Source organism: Amycolatopsis sp. NPDC004169 (assembly GCF_040610315.1).
GTDB lineage: Bacteria > Actinomycetota > Actinomycetes > Mycobacteriales > Pseudonocardiaceae > Amycolatopsis.
Window position 1 is genome coordinate 1 of sequence record NZ_JBEXMD010000090.1, and the last position, 12,184, is coordinate 12,184.

10 protein-coding genes are annotated in these 12,184 nt (G+C 74.3%); 5 read left to right on the forward strand and 5 right to left on the reverse strand.

What is annotated here, in order from left to right:
* Positions 1 to 203 precede the first annotated feature (203 nt).
* Positions 204 to 1,244 carry a helix-turn-helix domain-containing protein gene (locus tag ABZX11_RS47750; protein ID WP_354925763.1) on the reverse strand — a complete coding sequence of 347 codons (1,041 nt, stop codon included), beginning with the start codon at positions 1,242 to 1,244 and terminating at the stop codon, positions 204 to 206.
* Positions 1,245 to 1,430: 186 nt separating this feature from the next.
* Between ABZX11_RS47750 and ABZX11_RS47755 the strand changes: the two genes are divergently transcribed.
* On the forward strand, positions 1,431 to 3,704 hold the full coding sequence (locus ABZX11_RS47755) for a LuxR C-terminal-related transcriptional regulator (protein WP_354925766.1): 2,274 nt from the start codon (positions 1,431 to 1,433) through the stop codon (positions 3,702 to 3,704).
* A gap of 10 nt (positions 3,705 to 3,714) precedes the next feature.
* On the opposite strand, the gene ABZX11_RS47760 is transcribed toward ABZX11_RS47755, so the two are convergent.
* Positions 3,715 to 4,584: a fumarylacetoacetate hydrolase family protein gene (locus ABZX11_RS47760; RefSeq protein WP_354925769.1), complete on the reverse strand. Its 870-nt coding sequence runs from the start codon at positions 4,582 to 4,584 to the stop codon at positions 3,715 to 3,717.
* A 152-nt stretch (positions 4,585 to 4,736) separates the two neighbouring features.
* Between ABZX11_RS47760 and ABZX11_RS47765 the strand changes: the two genes are divergently transcribed.
* Positions 4,737 to 5,084, forward strand: coding sequence for a GntR family transcriptional regulator (locus ABZX11_RS47765; RefSeq protein WP_354925771.1), 348 nt, complete (start codon positions 4,737 to 4,739; stop codon positions 5,082 to 5,084).
* Positions 5,085 to 5,105: 21 nt separating this feature from the next.
* Entirely contained in the window at positions 5,106 to 5,612 is a 507-nt protein-coding gene (locus ABZX11_RS47770; RefSeq protein ID WP_354925774.1) for a hypothetical protein, read from the forward strand.
* 5 nt (positions 5,613 to 5,617) lie between these two features.
* Here ABZX11_RS47770 and ABZX11_RS47775 read toward each other — a convergent pair whose 3' ends face one another.
* Positions 5,618 to 7,618: an APC family permease gene (locus tag ABZX11_RS47775; RefSeq protein WP_354925777.1), complete on the reverse strand. Its 2,001-nt coding sequence runs from the start codon at positions 7,616 to 7,618 to the stop codon at positions 5,618 to 5,620.
* 150 nt (positions 7,619 to 7,768) lie between these two features.
* Here ABZX11_RS47775 and ABZX11_RS47780 point away from each other — a divergent pair, with 150 nt between their 5' ends.
* The gene (locus ABZX11_RS47780) at positions 7,769 to 8,449 is read left to right on the forward strand and encodes a response regulator transcription factor (RefSeq protein ID WP_176170371.1); all 681 of its coding nucleotides are present in this window, start codon (positions 7,769 to 7,771) and stop codon (positions 8,447 to 8,449) included.
* Entirely contained in the window at positions 8,446 to 9,750 is a 1,305-nt protein-coding gene (locus ABZX11_RS47785; RefSeq protein WP_354925781.1) for a HAMP domain-containing sensor histidine kinase, read from the forward strand. Before ABZX11_RS47780 ends, ABZX11_RS47785 begins: the two co-directional genes overlap by 4 nt.
* Positions 9,751 to 9,753: 3 nt before the next feature.
* On the opposite strand, the gene ABZX11_RS47790 is transcribed toward ABZX11_RS47785, so the two are convergent.
* Positions 9,754 to 10,953, reverse strand: a complete 1,200-nt coding sequence (locus tag ABZX11_RS47790) for a DUF1501 domain-containing protein (protein ID WP_354925784.1) — start codon at positions 10,951 to 10,953, stop codon at positions 9,754 to 9,756.
* A gap of 6 nt (positions 10,954 to 10,959) precedes the next feature.
* Positions 10,960 to 12,153 carry a DUF1800 domain-containing protein gene (locus tag ABZX11_RS47795; RefSeq protein ID WP_354925787.1) on the reverse strand — a complete coding sequence of 398 codons (1,194 nt, stop codon included), beginning with the start codon at positions 12,151 to 12,153 and terminating at the stop codon, positions 10,960 to 10,962.
* Positions 12,154 to 12,184 lie beyond the last annotated feature (31 nt).

Consider the following 12,184-nt stretch of genomic DNA (forward strand, 5'->3'; position numbering starts at 1 on the left):
GGGGGGGTTGGCGGGGTGTGCGCCCGCCGGGCCCCCGCTGGGGTGGTGGGGGCGGTGGGGCGGTGGCCCGCGGGGCCGGCCCCCCCCCCCGCCGCTCAGGTGGCCGGTCCGGCCGGCTCTTGTTCGGTACGGGCTGATTCGGCCGGGTCCTGTTCGGTGCGGGGTGCGTCGGGGTGGCTGGTTCGGGGACCCGCTCGGCGCGCTCAGGCGGCCGGTCCGGCCAGCACCCGCTCGGCGCGCAGCGCGATGCGCAGGGTGAGCCGTTCCCCGGGGTCGTCCAGGCGTGTCCCGAACAGCGCGCGCAGCCGGCGAAGGCGGTTGCGCGCGGTCTGCGGGTGGATGCCCAGCCGGGCCGCGACTTCGGGGGCGCCGCCGCGGGCGTCGAGCACCGCGGCGAGGGTTTCGGCGAGCTTGCCGCGCCGGTTCCCGGGCAGGTCCGACAACGGTTCGAGGCTGTGCGCGGCGAGGGCGCCGGTCAGCAGCTCGTCGGCGGCCAGCCAGTGCGTGGTCAGGTGGTCGGGCCAGCGGAGGAGGCGGTCGCGGGGGAGGATGCCGCGGCCGCGCAGCTCCCACGTCCGGCGGGCCCAGCGCAGCGAGGTGGCCGCCTCGACCGGGGCGACGGCCGGTCCGGTCGCGGCCGGGCCGTCGCCCAGGAACCGGGCCGGGTCGGCGTCCGACGGCAGCAGCGCGTACGGCGGTTCGGCGGTGGGGTCGGCGAGCAACCCGGCACCGGGCCGGGGGACGGCCCCCACGGCGGCCACCACGCGCTCGGGTGGGGTCCAGTCCACCCGCTCGGCCAGTTCGGTCCACGGACGGCCGGCCAGCAGCGCGCGCAGCAGCTCGCGGCGCAGGTCGGTGGCCGAAGGCGGGGAGACGGCCCGGAAGGCCTCGGTGGACAGGCGGATCAGGACGTCGACGCACCGGAACACCGCGTCCACCCCGGCGGCGACCACACCGCGGGGCGTCCGGCGGTCCAGCTCGGCCAGCAGCGGGAGGGCGCACCGGCCGCCCGCCTGGTAGGCGCGGGAAAGCCGGTCGAGGTCGGCGCCCGCCGCGGCGCCCGCGCGGCGGAAGGCGTCCGCGCCGGTCCCGGCCCGCGAGCCGCCGAGCAGCGCGGCCACGAACTCGGTCGCGCCCGCGTCGAACAGCGCGGCGTGCTCGGGGACGGCGTGCCGGATGCCGGCCACGATCGCGCGGGCCAGCACCACCCCGGCGCCGGTGGGCAGGGGCTGGGAGCCGGTCATCGTCGACCTCCGGAGCGGGCGGGCATCGCTGGCGCGCCGAGTCTGGCCGCCGGGCGCCGCCGGTCGCATCGAGGAAAAGACGTATTCGCGGCTACGTACCCGCGTCGGCCGATCGGCGCAGCGGACGTTGGGCCACATGGACACCGGGGCGGCGACCGATCAAGATGGGGGCCGGAGGAACGGCCGGTGAGCGATGACGGCGGCGTGGCCACGCGACGGGACCTGACGAGTTACGTGGGCCGCGCCGAGGACGAAGCCCGCGTGCGGCGGCTGCTGGGCGAGGCGCGCCTGGTCACGCTGACCGGGCCCGGCGGCGTGGGCAAGACCCGGCTCGCCGGCCGGGTCGCCGGCTCGGTGACCCGGGCGTTCCCCGGCGGCGTGGTCGTCGCCGGCCTGGCCGGGCTGCGCGACGGCACCCTGGTCACCCGCGCCCTCGCCGACTGCCTCGGCCTGCACGACACCACCGCCCGGACCGCCCGGGAGACCGTGCTGGCCCACCTGCGCGACCGGCGGACGCTCCTGCTGCTCGACAACTGCGAGCACCTCGTCGCCGACTGCGCCGAGCTGGTCGACGCGCTCCTGCGGCACTGCCCGGACCTGGTGGTCCTGGCGACCAGCCGGTGTTCGCTCGGGGTCGCGGGCGAGCGGATCACGCCGATCGCGCCACTGGCCGTGCCGCCGGAGGACGCCCGGACCGCCGAGGACGCGATCGCCTACGACGCCGTGCGGCTGTTCGCCGACCGCGCCGCCGAAGTGCTGCCCTCGTTCCGGCTCGAGGACGACGTGGCGTCCGTCGTGGGGGTGTGCCGCCAGCTCGACGGCCTGCCGCTGGCCGTCGAGCTGGCCGCCGCCCGCATCCGCGCGCTCTCGCCCGGGCAGATCGCCGAGCGCATGGGCGACAGCCTGGCGCTGCTGACCACCGGGGCGCGGTCCCGGCCCGAGCGGCACCGCAGCCTGCGCGCCACCATCGAGTGGAGCCATTCCCTGTGCACCGAAGGCGAACGCGCGGCCTGGGAGTGCTGCGCGGTGTTCGCGGGCGCGTTCGACCTGTCCGCCGCCGAGGACGTCTGCGCGGTCGCGGGGCTCGACGGCTTCGCGGTGCTGGACGCGGTCGACGGCCTGGTCGACAAATCGGTACTGCTGCGCGTCGACGGCGCGACCGGCGTCCGGTACCGGATGCTGGAGGCGTTGCGTGAGTTCGGCCAGGAACGGCTGGCCGCCACCGGGTCCGCCGAGGAGGTGGCCCGGCGGCACCGCGACCACCACGCGCGGCTGCTGGCGCAAGCCGACGCCGAGTGGTTCGGCCCCCGGCGCGAGGACTGGTTCACCCGCCTGTCCGAACGGCACGCCGACGTCCGGGCGGCGCTGTCGTGGTCGCTGCGCACCCCGGACGAGGCGGCGGTCGCGCTCCGGATGGCGGTCGCGGTCCTCGAATACTGGACGGCCCGGGGCGCGGCGGGGGAGCTCCGGGAGTGGCTGGACCGCGCACTCGCCGTCGCCGCCGAGGACGCTCCTGGCCGCGCGACGGCGCAGGCCCGGGCCGCCCTGTGCGCCGCCTTGCACGCGGATCTGGACGGGGCCCGGCAGCGGCTGAAGCTCGCCGAAGCCGCCGTCGACGAGGACGCGGTGCCCTACCTCCGCCACGCGGAGGCGTTCGTGGCGATGATCGCGGTCGAGCCGTACGCGCTGGAGAACGCCGCCGAGGCCGTGCGGATCTTCGGGGAGCAGGGCGCGCCGCGCAAGCAGCTGCACCCGATGTTCATCCAGGCGGTGGCCACGGCCTTCCGCGGCGACCTGCCCGGCGCCCGGCGGCTGCTGGAGGAGATGCTGCGCCTGTGCGCGGAGGCGGGGGACGAGGCCTACCGGTCGATGGCCCTGTTCGGGCTGGGCACGGTCGAGATCTTCTTCGGCGGGGACCTCGACGTCGGTGAACGCGCGATGCGCGACGCGCTGGAGATCGACCTGCGCGGGCTCGACGTGCTGTCGGTGGCGTACCGGGTGGACGGGCTGGCCTGGGCGTCGGCCCGGCGCGAAGACTGGCCACGCGCGGCGCGGCTGTTCGGCACGGCGGCGACGGTGTGGGATCGCTGCGGAGCCGAGCCGGACATCGCCGTGTCGCTGGCCCACCGGCAGCTGCTCGCGGCGACCCGTGGCGCGCTCGGCGAGGCCCGGTTCGAGGAGGCGTTCGCCGAAGGGCGCGGGCAGAACCCGCACGACATCCTCGCCCCGGCGTCGGCCGCGAAATGCGGTGAGCCCACCGGGAGCGCGGTGCTGCCGCCGCTGACGCCCCGCGAGTCGGAGATCGCCCGGCTGGTCGCGACCGGGCTGAGCAACCGCGAGATCGCCGTCCGGCTGGTCATCGCCCAGCGGACCGCGGAGACCCACCTCCAGCACATCCTCAACAAACTGGACCTGGCGAACCGGACGCAGGTCGCGGTGTGGGTGAACGAGCGGGCTTGACGGCGGCCGTTCAGCGCTCGGCGAGCGTCCGGCGCACCTCCTCCGCGCCCAGCACGACCGGGGAGTGCAGGGAGCCGACCTCGTCGATCTCGATTTCGACCACGTCTCCCGGTTGCAGCCCCTGGTCGAGCCCCGGCACAACGGAGGTGCCGGTCGAGAGCACGGCGCCGTCCGGGAAGTCGTTGTCCCGCCACAGGTATTCGACCAGTTCGGCGGGTTTGCGGTTCAGCTGGGCGGTGTTCGCTTCGCCGGCGAACACCTCGGCGCCGTCGCGCCGGATGCGCATGCGCAGGGCGAGGGCGAGCGCGTCCGGCACCTCCCACGCCGGGCGCACCCGGGCCGACACCGCGCACGAGCCGGTGTAGATCTTGGCCTGCGGCAGGTACAGCGGGTTTTCGCCTTCGATGCTGCGGGAACTGACGTCGTCGACCACCAGGTACCCGGCGATCTCCCCGCCGGCGGTCAGCAGCAGGCCGAGTTCCGGCTCCGGCACGTTGTTGGCCGAGTCGGCGCGGACCGCGATCGGCTCGCCGTCGGTGACCACCCGCCAGGCGGCCGACTTGAAGAACAGCTCCGGCCGTTCCGCCCGGTACACCCGCGCGTAGACATCCTCGTCGACGCTCTCCTCGCGACGGGCTTCCTCGGACCGCAGGTAGGTCACCCCGGCGGCCCACACCTCCATCCGCCCGTCGAGCGGCGGCAGCAGGCGGGCGCCGGCGACGGGTTCCCCGGCGGCTTCGGCGAGTTCACGGATCTCCGCCACGGGGCGGCGGAGCAGGTCGCTCATCGACGTGACCGCGAGCGGCCGCAGTTCGTCGCCGGTGAGCAGGCCGACGCGGATGTCACCGGTTCCGCCGGCGAATCGCACCAGGTGGGTCATTCCGGACCTCCTCGTTCGTGTCGAACCTACGGAGTCCGGCAGCCGGCGGGCAACCATTGCCGGCGTATGACGACCTATTCGCCGGCGCTGATCGCGACGAACGGGCCGGCGCGTTGACCGAGTGCTCGGATGGTGCTAATAGTACTAGCACCATGAGATGGGAAGTGGATCATTCTTCGGGGGAAGCGCTGCCGCTGCAGATCGTGGCTTGCGTGCGGCGGGGCATCGCTTCGGGCGAGCTCGCCGTCGGGGTTCAGCTGCCGCCGGCGGCTGAGCTGGGGGCGGCCTTGTCCGTCGACCGCAACACCGTGCTGACCGCCTACCGGAAGCTGCGTGACGAGGGTGTCCTGGAGTTCCGGCGAGGCCGCGGCGCGCGGGTCGCGGCCGCCGTCACCGAGCCGGCTCCGGTCACCGAGGCCGCGCGGGCGCTCGTGGCGGTCGCCCGGCGGCACGGCCTCGGACGCGCCGAACTGCTTCGCCTCATCGAGAAGATGACCTGACAGTCGAGAGGACGGTGCCCGATGACGGCATCCGCAGTGCCCGGCCCGGGCCGGTACTCGGTCTACACCGGCCGGGTGACGAACTGGCCGTTGCTGGTCGTGCTGAGCGCCGCCCTGCTGGTACCGCTGCTGTCACTGGGCGGGCTGTCGCACGGCGGCTGGCTCGACCCCGACGGCCCCGCCGTCCCGCTCGCCGTGGCCGTGGCCGCCGTGCTCGTCACGGTGCTGGCCGGGCTGCGGGTCAGGACGGCGGCGGGGCCGAACGGGGTATCGGTCCACTGTGGAGCGTTCGGCTGGCCGCGCCGCACGTACCGCCTGGCCGAGATCGACCGGGCCGAGGTGACCGACCTGCGCTCGTCGCTGTGGCGCCTGCCCCTCGGCTTCTGGTGGACCCCGCAGCACACCTACTACACGCTCCGCGCCGGCACCGCCCTGCGGCTGACCCTGCACACCGGCCGCACCGTGACGATCACGGTCCCCGACCCGCACGCCGCGGCCGCGATCGTCCACGAGGCGAAATCCGCCTGACGCCCTCAGCCCGGCCGCCGGGTGGTGGTGACGCCGCGGCGGATGTCGCCCGGGAGGGGACGGACCCGGTGCAGGTCGCGGCGGGTGGTGGAGTGCAGCTGCCACGGCACGCTGGTCACCATCACGCCGGGCTCGAACAGCAGGCGGCCCTTGAGGCGCAGGGAACTCTGGTTGTGGAGCACGTTTTCCCACCAGCGGCCGACGACGTATTCGGGGATGTAGATGCAGACGACGTCGCGGGGGCTGCCGCGGCGGAGGTTCTTGACGTACTGCACGACCGGCCGGGTGATCTCGCGGTACGGGGACTCGATCACCTTGAGCGGGAGTTTCATCCCGCGTGCTTCCCACTGGCGCCGCAGTTCGCGCGTGTCGGCGTCGTCGACGTTGACGGTGATGGCGCTCAGCGTGTCCGGCCGGGTGGCGCGGGCGAAGGCGATCGCGCGCTGGCTCGGTTTGTGCAATGTGGACACCAGGACGATCGCGTGCACGCGGCTGGGCAGCAGCTCGCTTTCCTCGTCGGGCTGGAGTTCTTCGCGGACGTGGGTGTAGTGGCGGTGGATGGCGCGCATCAGGCCGTAGAGCAGCGGGATGGCGATGACGACCAGGTACGCGCCGTGGCTGAACTTGGTGACCAGCACGACCACGAGCACGATCGCGGTGAGGAACGCGCCGACGGCGTTGCTGAGCCGGGAGCGCCGGATGGCGGCGCGGCCGGTGGTGGCGGTGGCCAGCTCACGGTTCCAGTGCCGGACCATCCCGGCCTGGCAGAGGGTGAACGAGGTGAACACGCCGAGGATGTAGAGCTGGATGAGGCGGGTGGTGGAGCCGTCGAAGGCGAAGACCAGGATCCCGGCGACCAGCGACAGGGCGATGATCCCGTTGGAGAAGGCGAGCCGGTCGCCGCGGGTGTGCAGCTGGCGGGGCAGGTAGCGGTCCTGGGCCAGGATCGAGGCCAGCAGCGGGAAACCGTTGAACGCGGTGTTGGCGGCCAGGATCAGGATCAGCGCGGTGGCGGCCTGCAGGACGTAGAACAGCACCGCGTGGTCGCCGCCGAAGACGGCCGCGCCGATCTGGCTGATCACGGTGCGCTGGGGGTCGGTGGTGCAGTCGCCGCGGAAGCCGGCCAGGTCGCAGGTGTTCTCGGCGATGTGCACCTTGGTGATCAGCGCCGGCGCGGTGATGCCGCCGAACATGACCACGGCGGTGACGCCCATGGCGGTCATCGTGCGGGCGGCGTTGAGCGCCTTCGGTTTGCGGAACGCGGGGACGCCGTTGGAGATGGCCTCGACGCCGGTGAGCGCGGTGCAGCCGGAGGAGAACGACCGCAGCAACAGGAAAACGAGGGCGAAACCGGTCAACCCGGCCTGTTCGGGCCGGACGGTGTAACCAGCGCTTTCGGAGACCGGCGGGTGGCCGGTGGCGACGCGGGCGAAGCCGGCCGCGATCATCAGCACGACCGTGGCGATGAACAGGTAGGTCGGCGCGGCGAAGGCGCGGCCGGATTCGCGGATGCCGCGCAGGTTCATCGCCGCCAGCAGCACGATGAAGCCGATGTCGAGCAGGATCCGGTGGTCGTTCAGCTCGGGGACGGCGGAGATGATGTTGTCCACTCCGGACGCCACCGAGACGGCGACGGTCATGATGTAGTCGACCATCAGCGCCCCGGCCACGACGAGCCCGGCGTGCGACCCGAGGTTGCGGGAAGCGACTTCGTAGGAGCCGCCGCCGCTGGGATAGGCCTTCACGACCTGCCGGTAGGAGATCACCACCACGGTCAGCAGCACGGCCACGCCCAGGCCGACCCACGGGGCGAGGGTGAAGCAGGCGAGGCCGCCGATGGAGAGGATGAGCAGGATTTCCTGGGTGGCGTAGGCGACCGAGGAGAGCGGGTCGCTGGCGAAGATGGGCAGCGCGAGCCACTTCGGCAGCAGGGTCTCGCCGAGGGTGTCGCTGCGGAACGGCCGGCCGACGACCAGCCGCTTCAGCCATGAGGTGGGTGCCGGCACGTACCGCAGCGTGCCTGCCGGCTCCGGCGAGCGGCGTAGGGAAATCGTCAAGATGTGTGGATCGGCGTAGGGAAATCGTCAGTGTCCGTCGCGCGCTCGTCAGGTTCCCGTCAACGGCATCGGGTGACCGGCTGCCTCTAAGCTGACGGGGTGGACGAGCCGACCCCGCCGCGCGTCTTGGTGATCGAGGACGCCGAAGCGATCCGCGTGCCGGTCGAGGCGGCGCTGGCCGACGCCGGTTTCTCGGTGCGGTCGCGGCCCGATGGCGCCCAGCTGGAGGCGGAGCTCACCCGCAGCCGTCCGGACCTGGTGGTGCTCGACGTGCTGCTGCCCGGCCGGGACGGGTTCGAGCTGCTGCGGGTGATCCGGCGGAACTCCGCCGCCGGTGTCGTGATGCTCACCGCGCGGGACGGCGTCGAGGACCGGCTGCGCGGGCTCGGCGAAGGGGCCGACGACTACGTCGTGAAGCCGTTCGTGCTCGCCGAACTGGTCGCGCGGGTGACCGCCGTGCTGCGCCGGACCGGGCGCACCCGGCCGGCCGTCGAGGTGGGGGACCTCGTGATCGACGTCGAGGGCGGGCGCGCCCGCTACGGCGGCACCGACGTCGAGCTGACCTCGACCGAGTGGAAGGTGCTCGTCTACTTCGCCCAGCACCGGGACCGGGTGGTGTCCAAGACCCAGGTCCTCACGGCGGTCTGGGGCTACGGCGACTCCGCCCCGAACCTCGTCGAAGTCAACGTCAGCACCCTGCGCCGCAAGCTCGAAGCGCACGGCCCGCGCGTGCTGCACACCGTGCGCGGCCAGGGGTACGTCCTGCGCGGCGAGCCGTGAGCCTGCGGACGGCGTCGCTGCGCCGCCGGGTCACCGTGACCGTGCTCGTGGTGCTGGCGGTGGTGCTGGTCGCCGTCGGGTTCGTCGTGGACGCGGTGTTCCGCGCGCAGGCCGAGCGGGACGTCAACGCGGTGCTCACCACCCGGGTCCAGCTCGCGCAGCAGCTGGCCAAGCAGAACGTGTCCCCGCGGACCCTGGTGCGGCGCATCGAGACGCGCGGCGTGGTGGGCTCGCTGACCCTGCCGGACGGCTCGGTCTTCGGCTCCCCGCCGCTGCCGGCGGGCGCCCGGATCCGGCAGGTCCGCGCGACGCTGTCCGGGCCGCCGCGGATCAACGGCGCGAAGCTGACGCTCACCGCCGACGAGTCCCTGATCGCGGCCGCCGAGCGGAGCCTGCGGTGGGTGCTGGTGGCCACCGGCCTTGCCGCGCTCGCCGTCGCCGCGGTCGCGCTGCTGCTGGCCGTCCGGTTCGCGCTCGCCCCGCTCGACGCGATGACCCGGCTGGCCCGCTCGATCGTGACCGGCGAGCGCGGCGGCCGGCTCGCGCCCGAGCGGACCGGCACCGAGCTGGGGCGTGCGGCGGCCGCGTTCGACTCCGCGCTCGACGCGCTCGAAGGTGCCGAGGGCGCGGCGCGGGCGTCCGAAGAGCGGACGCGGCGGTTCGTCGCCGACGCGGCCCACGAGCTGCGGACCCCCTTGGCCGGTGTGCAGGCGGCGGCCGAGGCGTTGCTGCAGCAGCCCCCGGACGCACCGCACGAGCAGCGGGAACGCCTGCAGCTGCTGGTGGTGCGCGAATCGCAGCGGGCCGGCAGGCTCGTCGCCGACCTGCTGGACCTGGCCCGGCTCGACGCGGGCGCCGAGCTCGAACGGGCCCCGGTGCCGCTGCGGGAGCTGGCCGTGGCCCAGGCCGAGCAGGTCCGGCTGACCGCGCCCGACGTCACGGTGGAGGTGACCGGGGCGGACACGACGGTGCTCGGCGACCGGGCCCGGCTGACCCAGGTCCTCGCCAACCTGACCGGCAACGCCGTCCGCGCGATGGACGGCCGGGGCACGCTGACCCTGGAGGTCACCGGCGACGGGGTGACGGTGACCGACACCGGCCCGGGCGTCCCGGCGGGGGAACGCGAACGCATCTTCGACCGGCTCGTCCGCCTCGACGCCGCCCGCAGCCAGGCCGGCTCGGGCCTTGGCCTGCCCATCGCCCGCGGCTTCGCCCGGGCCCACGGCGGCGACCTGTGGTGCGAGGCGGCGCCGGGCGGGGGCGCGCGGTTCCGCCTGACGGGCCTGCCGTCCGTGCCGTGACGCTCAGGCGAACAGCCCGTCCAGCCGGCCGCGGTGCCCGGGCAGCACCCGGCCCGCGTCCGTGCCGAGGACGTTCTCGACGAGCGACGCGTAGACGTCGCGGAAGTCCGTGCTGAGCTTCAGGTCGCCGTCGTCGAGGTCGGTCAGGCTGGGTTCGGCGCCATGGAAGCCGCCCTTGACCCGCGCGCCGAGGACGAAGACCGGGCCCGCCGTGCCGTGGTCGGTGCCCTGGCTGGCGTTCGCCGTCACGCGCCTGCCGAACTCCGAGTAGACCAGCACCGTCGCCTGCTTGCCGCGGTCGGTCTTCCCCAGCCGCCGCACGAACGGCGTCAGCGCGCCGTCCAGTCCGGTCAGCAGCCGCTGCTGGGTGCCGCGCTCGTCGGCGTGGGTGTCGAACCCGCCCAGCGACACCGAGTACGCCCGCGTCGGCACGCCCGCCTCGATCAGCCCGGCGACCACGTCGAGCTGGGCGGCCAGCTCGCCCTTGGCCTTCTTCCCGTCCTTCGCGGGCTGCCCGAGCGTCTGCACGGCCCGGTGCAGGTCGGTCACCGAGCGCGCGGCGCGGGCCTGCCAGAACCCTTCGCCGGGCTGTGCCGCGCCGAGTCCGGCGAACGCTTTGCCGAGCGCGCCCTCCGGCAGCTTCAGCCCGCCGACCGGCAGGGACGCGGCGGCGGTGCGCTCCCCGGCGAGCAGCGGCGGCAGCACCGGGTCGACCGAGACCGCGCGCAGCGGGTCGTCACCCGTGGCGTCGAGCCACCGGCCGAGCCAGCCGGTCGGGACCGACGTCTCGGGCGAAGCCGTCTGCCAGATCGCCATCGACCGGAAGTGGCTGTGGTCGGGCTTGGGGTAGCCGACGCCGCGCAGCACGGCGAGCCTGCCGTCGTCCCAGAGGCTCTTGAAGCCCTTCATCCCGGGATTCAGCCCCAGCCCTTCGCCGAGGTCCAGGACCTCTTCCGGCCGGTAGGCGAGTTCCGGGCGAGCGGCCCGGTAGGCGGGATCGGCCGCCGGGACGACGGTGTTGAGGCCGTCGTTGCCGCCGTAGAGGGTGACGACCACCAGCACCCCCGCGCCGGGGTCGAGGGGGTTCTCCTGCGCGGCCGACATCAGCCGGCCCCAGTCGACCTGCGTGGCGCCGGCGGCCAGGGCCGCGGCGGCCGTCACGCCGGTCGCGGTGAGAAACCTGCGACGGTTCACCTGCTGCACGAAAAGTCACCCGCTCACTACGTACTCGGGGGCACAAGCGGCCACTGCGGACAGTTGACGGACGTTGCCTGCCACCCCGGCCAGCGCGGTGCGCGTGCGGTCCGACCAGGCGTCGACGCCGAGCAGGTCGCCGACCGCGGCGACCTTGTCCCGCGCCTTCGCCACCACGCCGAGATCCGCGTGCGCGGCGACCAGCTGGGCAGCGTGCAGCCGGGCGACCCCCGCCGACGTCGTCAGCCACGCCCCGCCCGCGGCCCAGCCCCCGACGCTCGGCGGCTGGAACGGCACCTGGCCCATCCCGCGCAACGCGGCGAGCAGCTGCCCGCGGGTCTTCTCGTCGAGCTTGCCCGGCCGGACGCCGAGTGCGCGCAGCAGCCCGGCCAGCCATTCGACCGGTTGCTTGACCAGCGACGTCCCGCTGTCGTGGAACGCCGCTTCGCCGGTGATCGCGCGCAGCAGGGCGGTGATGTCACGCCGGCTGCCGTAGGCGGCCACGAGCCGGCCGAGCGTGTCCGGCGGCGGCGGGGTCGCGGACACCAGCCGGGCCCAGATCCGCCCGACCACGAACGGGGCCGAATCCGGCCGGCCCAGCACGAGGTCCACAAAGGACTGCGCGGTGAAGTCGCCGCTGGCGCCCAGTATCCGTTTCACCCCGTCGTCGTGCCGCTTGGCGACCAGCTGCGCGCCGGTGGCGTCACGCTTGGCGGTCCAGCCGGTGAGCGCGCGGGCGGCCTCGCGGACGTCGTCTTCGGTGTAGTGCCCGATGCCGAGGGTGAACAGTTCCATGAACTCGCGGGAGAGGTTTTCGTTCGGCTTGCCCGCCTTGTTGCTGTTCCCGTCGAGCCACAGCAGCATCGCCGGGTCGACGACCATCGCGCGGGCCAGGTCGGTGAAGCTGCCGAGCGCGTGTTCGCGTTGCGTCCGGTTCTGCGCGAGCATCAGCCGCGGGCTGCGCACCTTCTGCTCGCCGGTGGCGAAGTGGCCGTGCCAGAACCAGGTCAGCCGTTCCACGGACGCGAGATCGGTGGCCACCATCCGGTCGAGCCACCAGCCGACGGCCTGCGTGGCCTGGGCCTGGACCGCCTGGCGTGCCTGCTGCTTCGCGGCCGGGTCCGTGCCGTGATCGTCCGGTGGCGGCCCGAACTCGGGCGGCGGCGTCGCGGCGGCGCCGGGATCCGGGCCGCCCCCCCCCAGCCCCACGCGGGGGTGGGCGGACCCCCCGGCGGGGTGA